The organism is Halomonas sp. 7T (genome assembly GCF_025643255.1).
Lineage (GTDB): Bacteria > Pseudomonadota > Gammaproteobacteria > Pseudomonadales > Halomonadaceae > Vreelandella.
This window is the reverse complement of record NZ_CP087112.1, coordinates 2,772,042-2,792,285: the sequence shown is the minus strand read 5'-3', so window position 1 is coordinate 2,792,285 and position 20,244 is coordinate 2,772,042. Positions and strand designations below refer to the sequence as shown.

At 54.6% G+C, this 20,244-nt stretch carries 33 protein-coding genes; all 33 read left to right on the top strand.

Going from position 1 to position 20,244, the window contains the following annotated elements; all coding sequences use genetic code 11:
• The first annotated feature begins 158 nt into the window (after positions 1-158).
• Positions 159-533, top strand: a complete 375-nt coding sequence (gene rpsL, locus LOS15_RS13080) for a 30S ribosomal protein S12 (RefSeq protein WP_009098973.1) — start codon at positions 159-161, stop codon at positions 531-533.
• Between the two features lie 142 nt (positions 534-675).
• Positions 676-1,146, top strand: a complete 471-nt coding sequence (rpsG, locus tag LOS15_RS13075; RefSeq protein WP_263066382.1) for a 30S ribosomal protein S7 — start codon at positions 676-678, stop codon at positions 1,144-1,146.
• A 167-nt stretch (positions 1,147-1,313) separates the two neighbouring features.
• Complete coding sequence (gene fusA, locus LOS15_RS13070; protein ID WP_263066381.1) at positions 1,314-3,437, top strand: elongation factor G; 2,124 nt, start codon at positions 1,314-1,316, stop codon at positions 3,435-3,437.
• A gap of 29 nt (positions 3,438-3,466) precedes the next feature.
• On the top strand, positions 3,467-4,660 hold the full coding sequence (gene tuf / locus LOS15_RS13065) for an elongation factor Tu (RefSeq protein ID WP_263066380.1): 1,194 nt from the start codon (positions 3,467-3,469) through the stop codon (positions 4,658-4,660).
• A gap of 160 nt (positions 4,661-4,820) precedes the next feature.
• Positions 4,821-5,132, top strand: a complete 312-nt coding sequence (gene rpsJ / locus LOS15_RS13060) for a 30S ribosomal protein S10 (RefSeq protein WP_009098983.1) — start codon at positions 4,821-4,823, stop codon at positions 5,130-5,132.
• A gap of 148 nt (positions 5,133-5,280) precedes the next feature.
• The gene (gene rplC / locus LOS15_RS13055) at positions 5,281-5,919 is read left to right on the top strand and encodes a 50S ribosomal protein L3 (RefSeq protein WP_263066379.1); all 639 of its coding nucleotides are present in this window, start codon (positions 5,281-5,283) and stop codon (positions 5,917-5,919) included.
• 15 nt (positions 5,920-5,934) lie between these two features.
• Positions 5,935-6,540 carry a 50S ribosomal protein L4 gene (gene rplD, locus LOS15_RS13050; protein WP_263066378.1) on the top strand — a complete coding sequence of 202 codons (606 nt, stop codon included), beginning with the start codon at positions 5,935-5,937 and terminating at the stop codon, positions 6,538-6,540.
• Positions 6,537-6,833, top strand: a complete 297-nt coding sequence (rplW, locus tag LOS15_RS13045) for a 50S ribosomal protein L23 (protein ID WP_009098989.1) — start codon at positions 6,537-6,539, stop codon at positions 6,831-6,833. Before rplD ends, rplW begins: the two co-directional genes overlap by 4 nt.
• Positions 6,834-6,850: 17 nt before the next feature.
• A complete protein-coding gene (gene rplB, locus LOS15_RS13040) occupies positions 6,851-7,681 on the top strand; it encodes a 50S ribosomal protein L2 (protein WP_263066377.1) in 831 nt (276 codons plus the stop codon).
• 33 nt (positions 7,682-7,714) lie between these two features.
• On the top strand, positions 7,715-7,990 hold the full coding sequence (gene rpsS, locus LOS15_RS13035; RefSeq protein ID WP_027337511.1) for a 30S ribosomal protein S19: 276 nt from the start codon (positions 7,715-7,717) through the stop codon (positions 7,988-7,990).
• Between the two features lie 18 nt (positions 7,991-8,008).
• Positions 8,009-8,341, top strand: coding sequence for a 50S ribosomal protein L22 (gene rplV / locus LOS15_RS13030; protein WP_009098995.1), 333 nt, complete (start codon positions 8,009-8,011; stop codon positions 8,339-8,341).
• Between the two features lie 11 nt (positions 8,342-8,352).
• Complete coding sequence (gene rpsC, locus LOS15_RS13025) at positions 8,353-9,057, top strand: 30S ribosomal protein S3 (RefSeq protein ID WP_263066376.1); 705 nt, start codon at positions 8,353-8,355, stop codon at positions 9,055-9,057.
• Between the two features lie 15 nt (positions 9,058-9,072).
• Positions 9,073-9,486, top strand: coding sequence for a 50S ribosomal protein L16 (gene rplP, locus LOS15_RS13020; protein ID WP_007112000.1), 414 nt, complete (start codon positions 9,073-9,075; stop codon positions 9,484-9,486).
• Positions 9,486-9,677, top strand: a complete 192-nt coding sequence (gene rpmC, locus LOS15_RS13015) for a 50S ribosomal protein L29 (RefSeq protein ID WP_096276518.1) — start codon at positions 9,486-9,488, stop codon at positions 9,675-9,677. The genes rplP and rpmC overlap by 1 nt, the downstream gene beginning before the upstream one ends.
• 1 nt (position 9,678) lies before the next feature.
• The gene (gene rpsQ / locus LOS15_RS13010; RefSeq protein ID WP_009099001.1) at positions 9,679-9,939 is read left to right on the top strand and encodes a 30S ribosomal protein S17; all 261 of its coding nucleotides are present in this window, start codon (positions 9,679-9,681) and stop codon (positions 9,937-9,939) included.
• A 50-nt stretch (positions 9,940-9,989) separates the two neighbouring features.
• On the top strand, positions 9,990-10,361 hold the full coding sequence (rplN, locus tag LOS15_RS13005; protein WP_009723896.1) for a 50S ribosomal protein L14: 372 nt from the start codon (positions 9,990-9,992) through the stop codon (positions 10,359-10,361).
• Positions 10,362-10,375: 14 nt separating this feature from the next.
• On the top strand, positions 10,376-10,690 hold the full coding sequence (rplX, locus tag LOS15_RS13000; RefSeq protein ID WP_007111996.1) for a 50S ribosomal protein L24: 315 nt from the start codon (positions 10,376-10,378) through the stop codon (positions 10,688-10,690).
• Between the two features lie 18 nt (positions 10,691-10,708).
• Complete coding sequence (gene rplE / locus LOS15_RS12995; protein ID WP_009099005.1) at positions 10,709-11,248, top strand: 50S ribosomal protein L5; 540 nt, start codon at positions 10,709-10,711, stop codon at positions 11,246-11,248.
• A gap of 10 nt (positions 11,249-11,258) precedes the next feature.
• Positions 11,259-11,564 (top strand): 30S ribosomal protein S14, encoded by a 306-nt coding sequence (gene rpsN, locus LOS15_RS12990; protein WP_044628827.1) that lies wholly within the window; start codon positions 11,259-11,261, stop codon positions 11,562-11,564.
• Positions 11,565-11,596: 32 nt separating this feature from the next.
• On the top strand, positions 11,597-11,989 hold the full coding sequence (rpsH, locus tag LOS15_RS12985) for a 30S ribosomal protein S8 (protein ID WP_263066374.1): 393 nt from the start codon (positions 11,597-11,599) through the stop codon (positions 11,987-11,989).
• A gap of 9 nt (positions 11,990-11,998) precedes the next feature.
• On the top strand, positions 11,999-12,529 hold the full coding sequence (gene rplF / locus LOS15_RS12980) for a 50S ribosomal protein L6 (protein WP_096650777.1): 531 nt from the start codon (positions 11,999-12,001) through the stop codon (positions 12,527-12,529).
• Positions 12,530-12,538: 9 nt separating this feature from the next.
• A complete protein-coding gene (rplR, locus tag LOS15_RS12975; protein ID WP_008959159.1) occupies positions 12,539-12,889 on the top strand; it encodes a 50S ribosomal protein L18 in 351 nt (116 codons plus the stop codon).
• A gap of 11 nt (positions 12,890-12,900) precedes the next feature.
• Entirely contained in the window at positions 12,901-13,401 is a 501-nt protein-coding gene (rpsE, locus tag LOS15_RS12970; RefSeq protein ID WP_078089853.1) for a 30S ribosomal protein S5, read from the top strand.
• 6 nt (positions 13,402-13,407) lie between these two features.
• A complete protein-coding gene (rpmD, locus tag LOS15_RS12965) occupies positions 13,408-13,590 on the top strand; it encodes a 50S ribosomal protein L30 (RefSeq protein WP_087108933.1) in 183 nt (60 codons plus the stop codon).
• Between the two features lie 3 nt (positions 13,591-13,593).
• Positions 13,594-14,028: a 50S ribosomal protein L15 gene (rplO, locus tag LOS15_RS12960; protein ID WP_263066372.1), complete on the top strand. Its 435-nt coding sequence runs from the start codon at positions 13,594-13,596 to the stop codon at positions 14,026-14,028.
• A complete protein-coding gene (gene secY / locus LOS15_RS12955) occupies positions 14,029-15,360 on the top strand; it encodes a preprotein translocase subunit SecY (RefSeq protein WP_263066371.1) in 1,332 nt (443 codons plus the stop codon).
• A 51-nt stretch (positions 15,361-15,411) separates the two neighbouring features.
• A complete protein-coding gene (rpmJ, locus tag LOS15_RS12950; RefSeq protein WP_009099023.1) occupies positions 15,412-15,525 on the top strand; it encodes a 50S ribosomal protein L36 in 114 nt (37 codons plus the stop codon).
• Positions 15,526-15,646: 121 nt separating this feature from the next.
• Positions 15,647-16,003 (top strand): 30S ribosomal protein S13, encoded by a 357-nt coding sequence (rpsM, locus tag LOS15_RS12945; protein ID WP_009099025.1) that lies wholly within the window; start codon positions 15,647-15,649, stop codon positions 16,001-16,003.
• A 52-nt stretch (positions 16,004-16,055) separates the two neighbouring features.
• Positions 16,056-16,442, top strand: coding sequence for a 30S ribosomal protein S11 (gene rpsK / locus LOS15_RS12940; RefSeq protein WP_009099028.1), 387 nt, complete (start codon positions 16,056-16,058; stop codon positions 16,440-16,442).
• Between the two features lie 12 nt (positions 16,443-16,454).
• Positions 16,455-17,075 (top strand): 30S ribosomal protein S4, encoded by a 621-nt coding sequence (rpsD, locus tag LOS15_RS12935; RefSeq protein WP_263066370.1) that lies wholly within the window; start codon positions 16,455-16,457, stop codon positions 17,073-17,075.
• 128 nt (positions 17,076-17,203) lie between these two features.
• The gene (locus tag LOS15_RS12930; protein WP_009099031.1) at positions 17,204-18,199 is read left to right on the top strand and encodes a DNA-directed RNA polymerase subunit alpha; all 996 of its coding nucleotides are present in this window, start codon (positions 17,204-17,206) and stop codon (positions 18,197-18,199) included.
• Between the two features lie 39 nt (positions 18,200-18,238).
• A complete protein-coding gene (rplQ, locus tag LOS15_RS12925; RefSeq protein WP_263066368.1) occupies positions 18,239-18,625 on the top strand; it encodes a 50S ribosomal protein L17 in 387 nt (128 codons plus the stop codon).
• Positions 18,626-18,817: 192 nt separating this feature from the next.
• Positions 18,818-20,188 (top strand): D-alanyl-D-alanine carboxypeptidase family protein, encoded by a 1,371-nt coding sequence (locus tag LOS15_RS12920; RefSeq protein ID WP_411537040.1) that lies wholly within the window; start codon positions 18,818-18,820, stop codon positions 20,186-20,188.
• Positions 20,189-20,244: the final 56 nt, after the last annotated feature.

The following is a 20,244-nucleotide window of genomic DNA, read 5'->3' as shown; positions in this document are numbered from 1 at the left end:
AAATGGCACGGTCTTACTGGCGAATCCGCCAGCAAGACTTGACGGCACCTAGGGTCAGCCTTTAGAATGCGCAGCCTTTAACAGTGGGGCGGGTGCGCCCGCACCCGCTGCTAGTACTTGTTAAAGGCTAAGGCAACCATTGGAGTCAGCTAAACACCATGGCAACGATTAATCAGCTAGTGCGTAAGCCGCGCAAGCGCCCCGTCACTAAAAGTGACGTGCCTGCGCTTCAGGCATGCCCGCAAAAGCGTGGCGTTTGTACGCGCGTTTATACTACTACCCCGAAGAAGCCGAACTCGGCCCTGCGTAAGGTTTGCCGTGTGCGCCTTACCAACGGTTTCGAAGTCTCTTCTTACATCGGTGGTGAAGGTCACAACCTCCAGGAGCACTCTGTTGTTCTGATTCGCGGCGGTCGTGTAAAGGATTTGCCAGGTGTGCGTTATCACACCGTTCGTGGCGCCCTTGACACCTCTGGCGTTCAGAATCGTAAGCAGGGTCGTTCTAAGTACGGTACCAAGCGTCCTAAGTCCTAAGGCGTCTTGATCCGTAGCGCATGATGTAAATGCGTTGTTACCTTTAATGCGAATATGACGGTCTGATAAGAGTAAGGTCGGGCAGCACTTTAAGTGCGAGAGTTCCGGGTTTACCTGAAGGATCCTTAATTGAGGGCTTATCATGCCTAGAAGAAGAGTTGTAGCTAAACGCGAAATCCTGCCGGATCCTAAGTTCGGAAGTGAGCGTCTGGCGAAGTTCATGAACCACCTGATGATCAGCGGCAAGAAGTCCATAGCTGAGCGCATCGTTTATGGTGCGTTGGACAAGGTTGCCGAGCGTAGTAATGAAGAGCCGCTGGAGATTTTCGACAAGGCGCTGGAAACTATCCAGCCGATGGTCGAAGTCAAGTCGCGCCGCGTAGGTGGTGCGACCTATCAGGTGCCGGTTGAAGTTCGTCCGTCACGCCGCCAGGCGCTAGCAATGCGCTGGCTGGTTGACGCAGCGCGTCGTCGCGGTGAAAAAACGATGGTTCAGCGCCTAGCGGGTGAAATGCTGGATGCCGCTGAAGGTAAAGGCTCTGCTGTTAAGAAGCGTGAAGACGTGCACCGCATGGCAGAAGCCAACAAGGCCTTCTCTCACTATCGCTTCTAAGCTCGGCGTCTCTAAGTTTGTGTTTCTTTCTGCCGGTTGCGCTGCGTTAACATGTTTTATCGCCTGGCTGCAACACACCGCTGCTATCGTTGCCGATGGCAGCGGCGGCATGGGCAGGAAGCGCACCGCTGGATTAACGAGCATCGCCAACTAACGGGAGTTTCACCGTGGCACGCAAGACTCCACTAAATCGCTATCGTAATATCGGTATCGTCGCTCACGTTGACGCGGGTAAAACCACGACAACAGAGCGTGTGCTTTTTTATACCGGCCTTTCCCACAAAGTAGGTGAGGTGCATGACGGTGCAGCTACCATGGACTGGATGGAGCAGGAGCAGGAGCGTGGTATTACCATTACCTCTGCTGCGACTACCTGTTTCTGGCAGGGCATGGACAAGCAGTTTCCTGAGCACCGTGTCAATATCATCGACACCCCAGGGCACGTTGACTTCACTATCGAAGTCGAGCGTTCTCTGCGTGTTCTTGATGGCGCAGTTGTTGTACTGTGCGGCTCGTCAGGCGTTCAGCCGCAAACTGAAACTGTATGGCGTCAGGCTAATAAGTATGAAGTTCCGCGCATGGTGTTCGTCAACAAGATGGACCGTACCGGCGCAGACTTCTTTATGGTCGTTGATCAGCTTAAAGAGCGCTTGAATGCTAATGCTGTGCCTATCCAGATTAACTGGGGCACGGAAGAAGATTTCAAAGGCGTTATCGATCTTATCCAGATGAAAGCTATCCTGTGGGACGAGGAAAGTCTGGGTATGAACTACCAGCTTGTTGATATTCCAGCTGAGCTGCAGGAGAAGGCTGAAGAGTATCGCGAGCAGATGGTTGAAGCCGCCGCCGAAGGCTCTGATGAATTAATGGATAAGTACCTCGAAGGTGGGGAGCTGACCATTGAAGAAATCAAAGCGGGTCTTCGTGCGCGTACGCTGGCTAATGAGATTGTCCTGGTTACCTGTGGTTCTGCCTTTAAGAACAAAGGTGTCCAGGCAGTGTTAGACGGTGTTATCGAGTATATGCCTTCTCCGACTGAAGTTAAGGCAATCGAAGGTGAGTTGGACGACAAAGATGGTACGGTTGCAACGCGTGAAGCAGACGATAGTGCACCGTTCGCGGCGCTGGCATTTAAAATTGCCACCGACCCCTTTGTTGGTACCCTGACGTTCATCCGCGTTTACTCGGGCGTTCTGAAGTCTGGTGACGGCGTTTATAACTCCGTTAAACAGAAGAAAGAGCGTGTTGGTCGTATCGTACAGATGCACGCCAACTCACGCGAAGAGATCAAAGAAGTATTGGCGGGCGACATCGCTGCCTGTATCGGTCTGAAAGATGTGACCACAGGTGACACCCTGTGTGACATCGACAACAAGATCGTTCTTGAGCGCATGGAGTTCCCGGATCCGGTAATCTCGGTTGCCGTAGAGCCGAAATCCAAGGCTGACCAAGAGAAGATGGGCGTTGCGCTGGGCAAGCTGGCTCAGGAAGATCCCTCCTTCCAGGTTAAGACCGACGAGGAGACCGGCCAGACTATCATCTCTGGTATGGGCGAGCTGCACCTGGATATCATCGTTGACCGCATGCGTCGCGAGTTTAAGGTCGAAGCCAATATCGGTAAGCCGCAAGTAGCCTATCGCGAAACGATTCGTGGCAGCGTCGAGCAAGAAGGTAAGTTCGTACGCCAATCAGGTGGTCGTGGTCAATACGGTCATGTACACCTGCGTATCGAGCCGCTGACCGCGGAAGAGAAGGGCGAAGGTGATGATGAAATCTTCTTCAAGTTCATCAATGAAATCGTCGGCGGTGTTGTCCCTAAAGAGTACATCCCGGCGGTAGAAAAAGGGGCTTACGAGCAGCTGAAGAACGGGGTTATCGCGGGTTACCCGATGATCGACGTGAAAGTGACGCTGTTTGATGGCTCTTACCATGACGTAGACTCTAACGAGACTGCGTTTAAGATTGCTTCTTCCATGGCGGTTAAAGAAGGTGCCAGGAAGGCCAAGGCCGTGCTGCTGGAACCGGTGATGAAGGTCGAGGTCGTGACCCCCGAAGAGTTTATGGGTGACGTCATGGGTGACCTGAACCGTCGTCGCGGTCTGGTGCAGGGCATGGATGACTCCTCTTCTGGTAAAGTCATCCGCGCAACGGTGCCGCTGGGTGAGATGTTCGGTTATGCAACCGATCTGCGCTCTCAGTCCCAGGGCCGTGCGAGCTACTCTATGGAGTTCGCGAAGTACGACGAGGCGCCCTCCAGCGTCGTAGAAGCCGTCATCAACCAAAACGGTTAACCGTTAGCTAACGTAAAGAGGTTATAGCAGTGGCTAAGGAAAAATTTGAACGTTCCAAACCGCACGTCAACGTCGGCACCATTGGTCACGTCGACCACGGTAAAACGACTCTGACAGCGGCCCTGACCCGCGTATCTGCCGAAGTTTTCGGCGGTGACTGGCGCGAGTTCGACACCATTGACAACGCTCCTGAAGAGCGTGAGCGCGGTATCACTATCGCAACGTCTCACGTTGAGTATCAGTCTGAAGAGCGCCACTACGCGCACGTCGACTGCCCAGGACACGCTGACTACGTCAAGAACATGATTACCGGTGCTGCGCAGATGGACGGCGCGATCCTGGTATGTTCTGCCGCTGACGGCCCGATGCCGCAAACCCGCGAGCACATCCTGCTGTCTCGTCAGGTTGGCGTTCCGTTCATCGTTGTGTTCCTGAACAAAGCGGACATGGTCGATGACGAAGAGCTGCTTGAGCTGGTCGAAATGGAAGTCCGTGAACTTCTCGACGAGTACGACTTCCCGGGTGACGACACGCCGATCATCACTGGTTCTGCCCTGATGGCGCTGAACGGTGAAGATGAGAACGGCATGGGTACTACTGCGGTAGCTAACCTGATCAAGGCTCTGGATGAGTACATTCCTGAGCCGGAGCGCGCTATCGACCAGCCGTTCCTGATGCCGATCGAAGACGTGTTCTCTATCTCTGGCCGCGGTACTGTTGTTACCGGTCGTGTAGAGCGCGGTATCGTTAAAGCAGGCGAAGAAGTGGAAATCGTGGGTATCCGCGACACCACTAAAACCATCGTTACCGGTGTTGAAATGTTCCGTAAGCTGCTCGACGAAGGTCGTGCAGGTGAGAACGTTGGCGCCCTGCTGCGTGGTACTAAGCGTGATGACGTCGAGCGTGGTCAGGTACTGGCCAAGCCGGGCACCATCAACCCGCACACCACGTTTGAAGCAGAAGTTTACGTACTGTCCAAAGAAGAAGGTGGTCGTCACACGCCGTTCTTCAAGGGCTACCGTCCTCAGTTCTACTTCCGTACCACCGACGTAACCGGTACTTGTGAACTGCCGGAAGGCGTTGAAATGGTTATGCCGGGCGACAACGTGAAAATGGTTGTTACCCTGATTGCTCCGATCGCTATGGACGACGGTCTGCGCTTCGCTATTCGCGAAGGTGGTCGTACCGTTGGTGCTGGCGTTGTTGCAAAAATCATCAAGTAAGCTTGCTTGATTGATTGATCAAGGGGGCTCTTACGAGCCCCCTTTTCTGCGCACCAATAGCAAATGTTTGACATGGGCTTTTGGCGTGCCTATAATGCGCATCCTTTGAATGCGTGGGTAGACGGCTCGCGCCGTCGACATCCATTGGAGTTTAGGGCAAATGCAGAACCAAAAGATTCGCATTCGGTTGAAAGCGTTCGACCATCGCCTGATTGATCAGTCCACAGCGGAAATCGTCGAAACCGCTAAGCGTACTGGTGCTCAGGTTCGTGGTCCCATTCCGCTGCCGACCAACCGCGAGCGCTATACCATCCTGATTTCACCGCACGTGAATAAAGATGCGCGCGATCAGTATGAGATTCGTACTCACAAGCGTGTGCTCGACATTGTTGAGCCAACTGAAAAAACCGTTGATGCGCTGATGAAGCTCGATCTCGCCGCTGGCGTAGACGTGCAAATCAAGCTCGACTAATTACACTAGTCACTTCGCGGCCCAGCGCTCACCAATGTTCGTGAGCAGCAGCCGCCGCGCCGTGAGGCGCCACACAATGTGCTAGTGGAATGCTCTGGAAAGGGCAGCCATAGCGGGTGATAGCCCCGTACACTATAGGAGACTGAGTATGACTATCGGTTTAGTCGGTAAAAAGGCCGGGATGACCCGTGTCTTTACCGAAGACGGCGCTTCTGTGCCCGTGACCGTTATTGAAGTTGATCCTAACCGTGTAACGCGCGTTAAGACCCTTGAGTCTGACGGTTATGCAGCGGTTCAGGTGACGACAGGTTCTCGTAAAGCCAAGCACCTCACCAAAGCGCAAGCGGGTCAGTTTGCCAAGGCGGGTGTTGAGGCTGGTCGTTCACTGATGGAATTTCGTCTTGCAGAAGGCGAAGAAGCTCCTGAAGTGGGTGGCGAACTCACCGTATCCCTCTTCGAAGCTGGTCAAATGATCGACGTGACCGGCACCTCTAAGGGTAAAGGCTTCCAGGGTGCTGTTAAGCGCTGGAACTTCCGTACCCAAGACATGACGCATGGTAATTCCTTGTCGCACCGCGCGCCGGGTTCTATCGGCATGTGTCAGACACCGGGTCGCGTATTTAAAGGCAAAAAGATGGCCGGTCAGATGGGTAACGCCCGCTGCACCGTACAGAGCCTTGAGATCGTCCGTGTCGACGCCGAGCGTAACCTGCTGCTGATCAAAGGTGCTGTTCCGGGCGCGACCGGTAGCGATGTTATCGTTCGCAGCGCCGTGAAAGCTGGCTGAAGGGGATAATTACCAATGAATCTGAATCTTGCTGCAGGCACGGGTACCGTTGAAGTAGCCGACGCCACTTTTGGCAAAGAATTCAACGAAGCGCTGGTTCACCAGGTTGTCACTGCCTATTTGGCCGGTGGTCGTCAAGGTACTCGCGCTCAAAAGAACCGTTCCGACGTACGTGGTGGTGGTAAAAAGCCATGGCGTCAGAAGGGCACCGGTCGTGCACGTGCCGGTACCATTCGCTCCCCGCTATGGCGCAGCGGCGGTGTCACTTTCGCAGCGCGTCCTCAGGACCACTCGCAGAAAGTTAACCGCAAAATGTACCGCGCGGCGATGCGTTCCATCCTGTCCGAACTGATTCGTCAAGAGCGTTTAGTCGCTGTTGAAGAGTTCAGCGTAGAAGCGCCGAAGACCAAGCAGGTCGCTGCCAAGCTGAAAGAGCTCAACCTTGAGAAAGTGTTGATCGTCACTGAAGACATGGACGAAAAGCTCTATTTGGCCGCACGCAACCTTCCCCACGTTGACGTGGTGGATGTCGCGGCAGCTGATCCGGTAAGCCTGGTAGCCTTTGATAAGGTCCTGGTTACCGTCTCCGCCCTGCGTAAATTCGAGGAGAAGCTGGCATGAACCAGGAACGCGTATTCAAGGTTCTGCTTGGACCGCACGTGACCGAAAAGGCCGCGATGGCAGCAGAGCGTAACCAGTACGTTTTCAAGGTGGCATCTGATGCTACCAAGCCCGAGATCAAGAAGGCCGTTGAAGCACTCTTCGGCAAGAAGGTCGGTGGCGTTCAAGTGTTGAACGTCAAGGGTAAAACCAAGCGTACTGCTCACGGCGTTGGCCTGCGTAAGGGTTACCGCAAAGCGTATGTGACCCTGGCTGCGGGTGAAACGCTCGAAGACTTCTCTGGCGCCGAATAAGGGCAGGAGTACGGATAATGGCAATCGTCAAGACCAAACCCACATCCGCCGGTCGTCGCCACGTCGTTAAGATCGTTGGTGAGGAACTGTTCAAAGGCCGTGCTTATGCACCGCTTTTGGAAAAGCAGTCCAAGTCCGGTGGCCGTAATAATAACGGTCGCATCACCACCCGCCACGTGGGCGGTGGTCACCGTCATCACTATCGGTTGATCGACTTCAAACGCACCAAAGATGGCGTTCCTGCCACTGTTGAGCGTCTGGAGCACGATCCGAACCGCAGTGCGCACATTGCACTGTTGAAGTACGCCGATGGCGAGCGTCGTTACATCATCGCACCGAAAGGTGTCAGCGCGGGTGACGTGCTGGAATCTGGTGTTAACGCGCCCATTAAAAAAGGCAATGCATTGCCGCTGCGTAACATCCCGCTTGGCTCTACCGTTCACGGTATCGAACTGAAGCCGGGTAAAGGCGCGCAGATTGCACGCAGTGCCGGTACAAGCGCCCAGCTGGTTGCTCGTGAAGGTAACTACGCCACACTACGTCTTCGCTCTGGTGAAATGCGTAAAGTGTTGGCTGAGTGCCGCGCGACCTTGGGTGAGGTGAGCAACTCTGAGCACAGCCTGCGTCAACTTGGCAAGGCCGGTGCGAAGCGCTGGAGAGGCGTGCGTCCGACTGTTCGCGGTGTCGCGATGAACCCAGTCGATCACCCGCACGGTGGTGGTGAAGGCCGCACCAGTGGTGGTCGTAACCCGGTTACCCCATGGGGTGTGCCGACTAAGGGTTATAAGACGCGTAAGAACAAGCGCACCGACAAGCTGATTATTCGTCGTCGTAATAAGACGCGTTAATCTAAATTGCCAAGACATTAAGAGGTAACGGCTGTGCCACGTTCACTAAAGAAAGGTCCCTTCATTGACCTTCATCTTTTGAAGAAGGTAGAGGCTGCAGTGGAGAAGAACGATCGCAAACCGATCAAGACTTGGTCGCGTCGTTCGATGATCCTGCCAAACATGGTAGGCCTCACTATCGCGGTCCATAATGGTCGCCAACACGTCCCGGTGCATGTTTCCGAGGAAATGGTTGGTCACAAATTGGGCGAATTCGCTGCTACCCGTACATATCGCGGGCATGTGGCGGACAAGAAAGCCAAACGGTAAGCCAGAGAGGATTGAGAGATGGAAGTCACAGCTAAGCTGCGTGGCGCTCGTTTATCCGCCCAGAAGGCCCGTTTGGTGGCTGACCAGGTGCGCGGTAAACCGGTCGCCGAAGCACTCGACCTGCTGACCTTCTCACCGAAGAAGGCTGCTCAATTGGTCAAAAAAGTGCTGCAGTCCGCCATTGCAAACGCGGAAGAAAATAACGGCATGGATATCGACGAGCTGCGTGTCTCGACCATCTGCGTCGATGAGGGCATGACGCTCAAGCGTATCAAGCCGCGTGCCAAAGGGCGTGCGGATCGTATCTTGAAGCGCACCTGCCACATCACCGTCAAGGTAGCCGAGAAGTAGGAGTCGACCAGATGGGTCAGAAAGTCAATCCAACAGGCATTCGACTGGGCATCGTCAAAGACCATGCTTCTGTCTGGTATGCCGAGCGCGGCGCCTATGCCGATAAGCTCAATAACGATCTCGAAGTGCGCAGCTTCCTGGAAGAGCGTCTGAAAAACGCCTCCGTAAGCCGCATTCACATCGAGCGTCCGGCCAATAATGCCCGCATCACCATTCACACTGCCCGTCCGGGTATCGTGATTGGCAAGAAAGGTGAAGATGTCGACCGTCTGCGTCGTGATCTCGCCGAGATGATGGGTGTTCCGGTTCATGTGAACATTGAAGAAGTTCGCAAGCCGGAGCTGGATGCCAAGCTAGTCGCTGCTAACGTAGCGGGCCAGCTTGAGCGTCGCGTGATGTTCCGTCGTGCTATGAAGCGCGCGGTACAGAACGCAATGCGTCTTGGCGCTGGCGGCATCAAGATTCAGCTGTCAGGTCGTCTGGGTGGTGCTGAAATCGCACGTACCGAATGGTACCGCGAAGGTCGCGTTCCGTTGCACACGTTGCGTGCGGATATCGACTACGCCACTTACGAAGCTCACACCACCTACGGCGTTATCGGCGTCAAAGTGTGGATCTTCAAGGGTGAAATCCTCGGCGGTATCGAGGAAGTTCGTGCCAAGGCTAAGCAACAGCAGCCTGCCGGCAACGCGCCCAAGAAGAAAGGTTCCAGGTAAGGGGAGAGCGAGTCGATGTTACAGCCCAAGCGTATGAAATTCCGTAAGATGATGAAAGGCCGCAACCGTGGCTTAGCACATCGCGGAAGCAAGATCAGCTTCGGGGAGTACGGTCTCAAAGCAACCGGTCGTGGCCGCATCACTGCGCGCCAGATCGAAGCCGGCCGTCGTGCGATCACACGTCACGTTAAGCGTGGCGGTAAGATTTGGATCCGCGTCTTCCCTGATAAGCCGATTTCCAAAAAACCGCTCGAAGTTCGTATGGGTAAAGGTAAAGGTTCTGTTGAGTACTGGGTAGCCCAGATCCAACCGGGTCGGGTCCTGTATGAAATTGAAGGTGTATCCGAAGAGCTGGCCCGTGAAGCATTTGAGCTGGCCGCCCAAAAGATGCCCCTGTCCACCACCTTTGCAAAACGGACGGTGATGTGATGAAAGCCCAGGAAATTCGTGAAAAGTCCGCAGGAGAGCTCCAAGAGCAGCTCCTCGAGCTCCTCCGCGAGCAGTTCAACCTGCGCATGCAGAAGGCCACTGGCCAACTGAGCCAGACTCATCTGCTCAAGCAGGTCCGTCGGGATATCGCCCGCGTGAAGACTATGCTCAACGAGAAGGCAGGTGATTGAGATGGCCGAAGAAAAGAAAGCACGTACGCTCACCGGCAAGGTGGTGAGCGACAAGATGGATAAATCCATCGTCGTTATGATCGAGCGCCGTGAGCGTCACCCGATCTACGGAAAATACGTTAAGCGCTCCACCAAGCTGCACGCCCATGATGAGGCGAACCAGGCTAAGGCAGGCGATACGGTTTCCATTCAGGAGTGCCGTCCGCTTTCCAAGAAGAAAGCCTGGACGCTGGTCGAGGTGGTCGAGCAGGCCAAGGGTTAATCCCTAGGTCTGTCCAACCAGTGCAGTCAGATTAGGTTTGGAGAAAACCGATGATTCAGACTCAGACAATGCTGGATGTCGCCGACAACAGCGGAGCGCGCCGGGTGCAATGCATCAAGGTGCTAGGCGGTTCACACCGTCGCTACGCCCGCGTTGGTGATGTCATTAAAGTAACGGTGAAAGAAGCGATTCCGCGCGGTAAGGTCAAAAAAGGCCAAGTGCTGAAAGCGGTTGTCGTTCGGACCCGTAGTGGCGTCCGTCGTAGTGACGGTTCGCTGATCCGTTTCGATGGAAATGCGGCAGTTTTGTTGAATAATACCAACGAACAGCCGATCGGCACGCGTATCTTCGGGCCGGTTACTCGTGAACTTCGTAACGAGAAGTTTATGAAGATCATTTCCCTAGCGCCTGAAGTGCTGTAAGGAGCGAGGCGGATATGCAAAAGATCAAACGTGACGATGAAGTCATCGTCATCGCCGGGAAGGATAAAGGCAAGCGTGGCACCGTTAAGCGGGTATTAGAAAACCGTTTCTTGGTGTCCGGTGTGAACATGATTAAGCGTCACACCAAGCCGAATCCCATGGCGGGTAATCAGGGCGGTATCGTCGAGCGTGAGGCTCCGATTCACGCGTCCAACGTAGCGATCTTCAATTCGGAGACCGGTAAGGCGGATCGCGTCGGCTTCCAAGTTAAGGAAGACGGTACCAAGGTACGTATCTACAAGTCGACGCAGACGCAGATCGACGCCTAACGCGAGTCGGGTAGCACAATGGCGAACTTGAAAGAACGTTATCAAAACGAGGTTGTAGCTCAGCTCAAAGAGCAGTTCAGCTACGCCAACGTAATGCAGGTACCCCGGATCACGAAAGTGACTCTGAACATGGGTATCGGCGAAGCGGTCAGCGATAAAAAACTGATCGACAATGCCATCGGCGACATGGAGAAACTCTCCGGTCAAAAGCCGCTGGTGACCAAGGCACGCAAGTCCATCGCGGGCTTCAAGGTGCGCGAAGGTTGGCCGATCGGTATTAAAGTAACGCTGCGCGCTGAGCGTATGTGGGACTTCCTAGACCGCTTGGTTTACATCGCAATTCCCCGCGTGCGTGACTTCCGTGGTCTCAACCCGAAGTCCTTTGACGGTCGCGGCAATTACTCTATGGGTGTGCGTGAGCAGATCATCTTCCCGGAGATCGAGTATGATAAAATCGATCGCGTTCGGGGGCTGGACGTCACTATCACTACTACCGCCAACACCGACGAGGAAGGTCGTGCGCTGCTAGCAGCGCTGAACTTCCCGTTCAAGAAATAAGGGTTGGATCATGGCTAAGAAAAGTATGGTAGAGCGTGAGCTCAAGCGTACTCAGCTAGTCGAGAAGTATGCGGCTAAGCGCGCAGAGCTCAAGAAAATCATCTCGGACGTGAACGCTTCTGAAGAAGATCGTTTCGAGGCGACGCTGAAGCTGCAGCAACTGCCGCGCGACTCAAGCCCGGTGCGTCAGCGTAACCGCTGCCGCGTGACTGGCCGTCCGCACGGTTTTTACAACAAGTTCGGCCTCGGCCGTAACAAGCTGCGTGAAGCCGCCATGCGTGGCGACGTCCCTGGTCTGAAAAAGTCCAGCTGGTAACGCCACGTAGAATCATCAGGAGCGCACATTAAATGAGCATGCAAGACACTCTGGCGGATATGTTTACCCGTATCCGCAATGCGCAGATGGCCACCAAGGAGACGGCTACCATGCCGTCCTCCAAGCTGAAAGTTGAAGTGGCCCGAGTGCTAAAGCAAGAAGGCTACATTGCCGACTTTTCGGTGGCTGAAGGCGTTAAGCCCGAGCTCACCATTACGCTCAAGTACTTTGAGGGTAAGCCGGTAATTGAGCACATTCAGCGGGTTTCCAAGCCGTCTCTGCGCCAGTACAAGGGCAAGGACAACCTGCCTAAGGTCGCCGATGGTCTGGGTATCGCGATTGTCACCACCTCTAATGGTGTCATGACCGATCGTGCCGCGCGCCAAGCAGGCGTCGGTGGCGAAGTCATCTGCACCGTATTCTAGGAGGCTGGAATGTCCCGCATAGCGAAATATCCGGTTAAAGTGCCTGCCGGTGTCGAGATCAAAATCGACGCTGGTCAGCTGACCGCCAAAGGCGGCCAAGGCACGCTGTCTCTCGCCATTCACCAAGACGTGGTGATTGGCCAAGAAGATGGCCAGCTGACCTTCGCCCCAAGTGAGTCTGCCAAGAGCTGGGCAATGGCCGGTACTACCCGCGCCTTGGTTCAGAACCTGGTTACGGGCGTATCCGAGGGTTTCACAAAAACTCTCGAAATTGTAGGCGTCGGTTATCGTGCCCAAGCTAAGGGCCAGACGCTCAATCTTTCACTGGGCTTCTCGCACCCGGTCGACTATGAACTGCCTAAGGGTGTCTCAGCGGAAACGCCGAAAAACACCGTGATCGTGCTGAAAAGCGCGGACAAGCAGATGCTCGGCCAGTGCGCCGCGGAAATCCGCGCCTTCCGTCCGCCAGAGCCGTATAAAGGCAAAGGTGTACGGTACGCCGACGAGCAGGTGCGTCGCAAAGAAGCCAAGAAGAAGTAAGGCAGGGTTATGAACGCGAAGAAAGAATCTCGTCTCCGTCGTGCCCGCCGCGCTCGCGCCAAGATCCGCGAGCTGGGCGTGTATCGCCTGTGCGTCAACCGTACCCCGCGTCACATCTATGCGCAGATTATCTCGCCGGATGGTGGCAAAGTGTTGGCCAGCGCATCTACGCTGGACAAAGCACTGCGTGAGGGTGCGACCGGTAATTCAGACGCGGCCTCTAAGGTCGGTGCACTGATTGCCGAACGCGCTAAAGAAGCAGGCATCACCCAGGTGGCCTTCGATCGTGCTGGCTTTAAGTATCACGGTCGCGTTAAGGCTCTGGCCGACGCCGCTCGTGAAGGCGGCCTGGAATTCTAAAGGGTTTTACGATGGCGAAGAACGAACAGCAAAGCGGTGATCTGCAAGAGAAGTTAGTGCAGGTCAACCGCGTCGCCAAGGTGGTCAAAGGTGGTCGTATTTTCGGCTTCACCGCGCTGACCGTCGTTGGTGATGGTAAAGGTCGTGTCGGTTTTGGTCGTGGCAAGGCGCGTGAAGTGCCGGTCGCGATTCAGAAAGCGATGGATCAAGCTCGTCGCAACATGGTCAAGGTTAACCTTGCTGGCCACACGCTGCAGTATCCGGTGAAAGCCCGTCACGGTGCTTCTAAGGTTTACATGCAGCCGGCTTCTGAAGGTACCGGAATCATCGCTGGTGGTGCTATGCGCTCTGTATTAGAGCTTGCTGGCGTCCACGATGTACTGGCCAAGTGCTACGGTTCCACCAACCCGGTTAACGTGGTACGAGCGACTGTTAAAGGTCTCTCCGCCATGCAAGCACCGGAAGACATCGCCGCTAAGCGCGGTCTGTCTGTCGAAGCGATCACGGGGTAAGGCACCATGGCAGCAACGATCAAGGTTACCCAGATCCGCAGCACCATCGGCGTTTTACCCAAGCACAAGGCTACTATGAAGGGCCTGGGTCTGCGTCGCATCGGTCACTCGGTTGAACTGGAAGACACCCCTGCCGTACGCGGCATGATTCACAAGGTTAACTACCTTGTGCGCGTTGAGGGAGAGTAATCCATGAAACTCAATACCCTGAGTCCGGCACCGGGCTCCAAACACGCTGAGAAGCGCGTTGGTCGTGGTATCGGTTCCGGTCTTGGTAAGACTGGCGGCCGTGGCCACAAAGGTCAGAAATCACGCAGTGGCGGTAGCGTCAAGCCTGGTTTCGAAGGTGGTCAGATGCCGTTGCAGCGCCGTTTGCCGAAGTTCGGTTTTACGTCCGCTAAGTCAATGGTATCTGAAGAAGTACGCCTGGCTGAACTTGCTAAAGTTGCCGGTGACGAAGTCACTATGGAAACGTTAAAGCAAGCCAACGTGCTAAAGGATGCAACGCTGCATGCGAAGATCATCCTTTCCGGCGAACTGAAAAAGGCGGTTACCGTTCGTGGAATCAAGGTCACCAAAGGTGCCCGTGAAGCGATCGAAGCCGCCGGCGGCAAGGTAGAGGACTAAATGGCCAAGTCAGGAAATATGCCGGCGATGGGCAGCGGTCTGAGTGAACTGTGGGCGCGTTTGCGCTTCGTGCTCCTCGCCATCGTGGTGTACCGTATTGGTGCCCACATTCCCGTTCCCGGTATCAATCCTGACCAGCTTGCTGCCTTGTTTAGGGAGCAACAGGGCACCATCCTGGGCATGTTTAACATGTTCTCGGGTGGCGCCCTGGAGCGCATGAGCGTCCTCGCCTTGGGCATTATGCCTTATATTTCGGCGTCGATTATCATGCAGCTCATGACTGCGGTCTCCCCTCATCTTGAACAGCTCAAGAAAGAGGGTGAGGCTGGCCGCCGCAAGATCAGCCAGTACACCCGCTACGGCACGGTGATACTGGCATTTGTCCAGGCTACCGGCATGTCCGTCGGCCTGGCTAGCCAAGGCATCGCGTACAGCGCTGACTTCAGCTTCTATTTCACCGCTATCGTCACGTTTGTGTCGGGCGCAGTGTTTATGATGTGGCTAGGTGAGCAGATCACTGAGAAGGGCATCGGCAACGGTATTTCGCTGCTGATCTTCGCGGGGATCGTCGCTGGGCTGCCCAGTGCCGTGGGGCAAGCGTTTGAGCTTGCTCGCAATGAAGGGGCCTGGAATGTTCTCCCGCTGTTAGCGCTGTCAGTGCTAGGTATTGCGACCGTAGCGTTTGTGGTATTCATTGAGCGCGGCCAACGCCGCTTGAAAGTGAATTACCCACGGCGTCAGGTGGGCAATAAGATGTATGCAGGCCAAAGTAGCTACCTGCCCCTGAAGGTGAATATGGCCGGCGTTATTCCGGCAATTTTTGCTTCCAGTATTCTGCTCTTCCCGGCGTCGATCGGTCAGTGGGTGGGTGCTGGTGAAGGGATGGAGTGGTTGCAGCGTGCATCACAAGCGTTAGGCCCTGGCCAACCGCTTTACATCTTGCTTTTCGCGGCGGCAGTGGTATTCTTCTGCTTCTTTTACACAGCGCTGGTCTTCAACCCTAAGGATGTGGCTGACAATCTTAAAAAGTCAGGCGCCTTCCTGCCGGGCATTCGCCCCGGCGAGCAGACCGCTCGCTATATCGATAAAGTAATGACCCGTCTTACTTTGTTCGGTGCCTTGTATATCACTGCGGTTTCCTTGATGCCTCAGTTCTTGATCGTAGCGTGGAACGTGCCATTTTTCTTTGGCGGAACATCGTTACTGATTGTAGTTGTGGTCATCATGGACTTCATGGCTCAGGTGCAGTCGCATCTCATGTCGCATCAATATGACTCGGTGATGAAGAAGTCCAACCTGAAAGGCTACGGTAGCGGCGGCATAATGCGCTAAGGCGTCGCCTTACTGATTGGCGTGCCGCGAGCCGTTTTTGGAGAAAGAACGATGAAAGTTCGAGCTTCCGTAAAGAAGATGTGCCGTAACTGTAAGATCATTCGTCGCAATGGCGCTGTTCGCGTTATTTGCATCGAACCGCGGCACAAGCAGCGCCAGGGTTAATCCTGGGTTGTTTTAAGCGGGCGTAAGCATACCCCTTGCCAATAGGTTCATAAAGGGGTATGCTATTGCGCCTTTTGTAGATGAATAAACGAGCAAGCCGCTCAAATTTCGGAGTAAGCTGATGGCCCGTATTGCAGGCGTCAATATCCCGGACAACAAGCATGCGGCGATCTCGCTGACCTATATCTTCGGGATTGGCCGTACTCGCGCGCAGCACCTTTGTGCCGCCGCTGGTATCGCGCCTACTACCAAGATCCAGGAGCTGTCTAGCGAAGAGCTGGATACCCTGCGTTCTGAAGTTGGTAAGTACACCGTAGAAGGCGACCTTCGTCGTGATGTTACGCTGAACATTAAGCGTCTCATGGACTTAGGCTGCTACCGTGGTCTGCGTCATCGTCGTAGTCTTCCGCTGCGTGGTCAGCGGACCAAGACTAACGCGCGTACCCGTAAGGGCCCGCGTAAGCCGATCCGCAAATAACACGCAGGCTCTTTAATAGAGAGCTGACGTTAAGACAGGAATAGACATCAACATGGCTAACCCGCGTAGTAACCGTAAAAAGGTTAAAAAGCAGGTAGTGGACGCCGTAGCGCACATCCATGCCTCTTTTAACAACACGATCGTGACGATCACAGACCGCCAGGGCAACGCTCTTTCTTGGGCGACTGCCGGTGGTTCGGGTTTTCGTGGTTCTCGCAAGAGCACCCCGTTCGCTGCTCAAGTGGCAAGTGAACGTGCAGCAACTGCTGCAGCCGAGTATGGTGTGAAAAACGTAGACGTGCTGGTCAAGGGCCCCGGTCCCGGCCGTGAATCCGCCGTGCGCGCTCTGAATGCCGCCGGCTTCCGCGTGCAAAGCATCGTAGACGCGACGCCCATTCCCCATAATGGCTGCCGTCCGCCTAAGAAACGCCGCGTTTAAGGAGACAGATTCATGGCTCGTTATATTGGACCGAAGTGCAAATTGTCTCGTCGCGAAGGCACCGACCTCTTTCTAAAGAGTGGTGTGACTCCCTTCGAGAAAAAGTGTAAATCCGAGCAGATCCCGGGTGTACACGGCCAGCGCCGTCAGCGTCTTTCAGACTACGGCTTGCAGCTTCGCGAGAAGCAGAAAGTTCGTCGTATGTACGGCGTACTCGAAAAGCAGTTCCGCAACTACTACAAAGAAGCCGCTCGCCTGAAAGGTGCGACGGGTGAGGTATTGTTGCAGCTGCTTGAATCCCGACTGGATAACGTCGTCTACCGCATGGGCTTTGGCTCGACGCGCTCTGAAGCACGTCAGCTGGTCAGCCACAAGGCGATTTCCGTGAATGGCCGCACTGTTAACGTTGCTTCTTACCAAGTGAAGCCCGGTGACGTTGTGTCTATCCGCGAAAAGGCGAAGAATCAAGCGCGCATTCAAAACGCGTTGACCATTGCGGCCAACCGTGGCGACATCGCTTGGATCGAACTCGACGCCAAGAAGATGGAAGGCACTTTCAAGGCTCTGCCTGAACGCGGTGACCTGACTGCCGACATCAACGAAAACCTGATTGTCGAGCTGTACTCCAAGTAAGCAGTTTGATCTTAGTTTCTGCTTCTTGAGGCCTGGGCGGGATAGCAATGCTAACCGCCCAGATGCTCTTAAGTATCATACTTTAGAGTACTCAGTATCCGTTTGGCAGCCTGAAGAAAGGTGTTCATATGCAGCGTTCAGTGACAGAGTTTCTTCGTCCTCGCGACATCAAGGTCGAAGAAATCAGCGCACATCATGCCAAGATCGTTCTCGAACCGTTCGAGCGCGGCTTTGGCCACACCCTGGGGAATGCACTTCGTCGCATTCTGCTATCATCCATGCCCGGCGCTGCCGTGGTAGAGGCTGAGATTGCTGGTGTAGAGCACGAGTACAGTGCGCTCGAAGGGGTGCAGGAAGATGTCATCGAAATCCTCCTGAACTTGAAAGATGTTGCGATTAAGATGCACAGCCGCGATGAGGCGGTGCTCTCGCTGAACAAGCAGGGCCCAGCCGTCGTCACCGCTGGCGACATTGCGCTTGATCATAGCGTCGAAATCGTCAACCCGGACCACATCATTGCGCATGTTAATGAAGGTGCCGAGCTGAAAATTCAGCTTAAGGTCGCGCTGGGTCGTGGTTACGAGCCGGCTGACGCGCGTGGCTCTGATGAAGAGACGCGTGCCATTGGCCGCCTGCAGCTGGATGCTACCTTCAGCCCTGTCCGTCGCGTTTCCTATTCGGTTGAAGCCGCTCGCGTTGAGCAGCGCACCGATCTCGATAAGCTAATTATTGATTTGGAAACGGACGGTACCCTGGATCCGGAAGAGGCTATCCGTCGCAGTGCGACCATTCTGCAAGAGCAGCTGGCCGCCTTCGTCGACCTGGAAGCTGATAAAGAGCAGGAAGTCGAAGAGGAAGAGGATCACGTTGATCCGATCCTATTGCGCCCCGTAGACGATCTTGAGTTGACCGTACGCAGCGCTAACTGCCTAAAAGCCGAGAATATTTACTACATCGGTGATCTGATTCAGCGCACAGAAGTTGAGCTGTTGAAGACCCCGAACCTCGGCAAAAAGTCTTTGAATGAAATCAAAGATGTATTGGCAGCGCGCGGTCTGTCCCTTGGTATGCGGTTGGAAAATTGGCCACCCGCTAGCCTGAAGGACGATAAAGCCTCCGCGTAAGCGTCGATTTGAGTCCCAGTTTGGTAAGGAATTACAACCATGCGTCATCGTAAGAGTGGTCGTCATCTGAATCGTACCAGCTCGCATCGTCAGGCCATGTTCAAGAACATGTCTGTCTCGCTGGTCGAACATGAAGTTATCAAGACAACCCTGCCTAAGGCTAAAGAACTGCGTCGCGTTATCGAGCCGCTGATCACCTTAGCTAAGCAGGATAGCGTCGCTAACCGTCGTTTAGCATTTTCCCGTACGCGCTCTAAAGAAGCCGTCGGTAAACTGTTTAACGAGTTAGGTCCGCGTTACGCCGAGCGTCCGGGTGGCTACATCCGTATTCTCAAGTGCGGTTTCCGCACTGGTGACAACGCGCCTATGGCATACGTTGAGTTAGTTGATCGTCCTATTGCTGAAGAAGAAGCCGCTGCAGAGTAACGTCTGCACTCTTTTTCACGCAAAATGAAAACCGACCCATCTGGGTCGGTTTTTTTATGCCTGCAGTTTTATAGTTAGTCTATATACTCTTTTTATAAGCGTTAATTTAAGGGGCGATCGTGCTAGTCTGTTTTTATTGATTACTAAGCTGCTATTGAGTGTTCACATACGTCTAATAAGCAAGGGGCATGTATGGCCACAATGGGAATGTATGCAAGGGGTGTGGCGCTATGGTGGGTGCCGCTCACACTCTTTTTGCTGGTGCTGGGGGCGTTTACGCAGGCGCAAGCCAATCCTCGTTACGCTGGCATTGTGGTGGATCTTGAAAATGGTGAAGTGCTGTATGCGGAAAATGCCGACCTAAGACGCTACCCTGCCTCGCTGACCAAAATGATGACGCTTTATCTGACGTTTGAAGCATTGGAAAAGGGTGAGCTTAGCCTCAATCAGGCTTTACCGGTTTCCGCCCAGGCGGCTGCGATGCCGGCTACTAAGCTTTGGTTGGCGGCAGGTAGTTCGATTCCTGTCGACAGCGCGATTCGCGCATTAGCGGTACGCTCAGCTAACGATGTAGCAGTGGTAGTAGCCGAAGCCCTAGGTGGTAGTGAGCAGCGGTTTAGTCACTTAATGACGGCCAAAGCTCGCGAACTGGGCATGAATTCGACGACCTTTCGAAATGCCTCGGGTTTGCCGGACGATCAGCAGATTACTACCGCGCGGGATATGCTGATACTGTCGGTGCGTGTAATGCAGGATTTTCCTCAGTATTACCACTATTTTGGCCTCCAAGAGTTCACTTACCGCGGCACGCGTCATACCAGTCATAATCGATTAGTGCGCAATTATCCGGGGGCCGATGGACTTAAAACGGGCTTTATTCGTGCTTCAGGTTTTAACGTTGCCACAACCGCGGTGCATAATGACCGGCGTTTGGTGGGCGTTGTGATGGGCGGGTTTACCGGCGCGTCCCGGGATACTCATATGGCCAATTTACTAGATCGCAGCTTTAGCCGTGCAGCGCTGCGTGACGAACGCACATGGTTAGCTAATACCAATTTTTCACGTGAGTTTATGGCGTTTCCAGAGAGGGGGCAGCCGCTCACCCCGCCCACCATGCCCAGCCAACCTATGCTTGCCAGCGTAACAACGACGTTATCCCCCGCTCGCACGCCAGCAGTCGCGGTAGAAGAGCAGCTCGCTCGCTCGTTAGAGCAGCCCTCACAACCTGCTGTTGTGGCAGACCCAGACCCGTTACAGGCGTTTATTGATCGAGAGCGGGTGATGGCTGCTACTTCTCCAGTATCTAATTCCGCTCCTGGTGGTGTTTGGGGTATTCAAGTGGGTGCATTTAGTCAGGCCTCTCGCGCTGAGCAGTTAGCCCAGCAGGCAGCGCAGCGTTTGCCTCAGAGTGTCGGTGGCCGAGTAGCCATTGATACGCTGGGGGGGCATTCCCCCGTATTTCGCGCCCGCGTAGTGGCATTAGATGAAGGGAGAGCACGACAAGCTTGCCAATCACTGCAGGCCCAAGGCATGGATTGCATGGTGGTGAACGCGAGTTTGTAAACGTTCCAAGACGACATAGTCCCCCGCCAATGCAGCATTGGCGGGTTTTTTTTGGC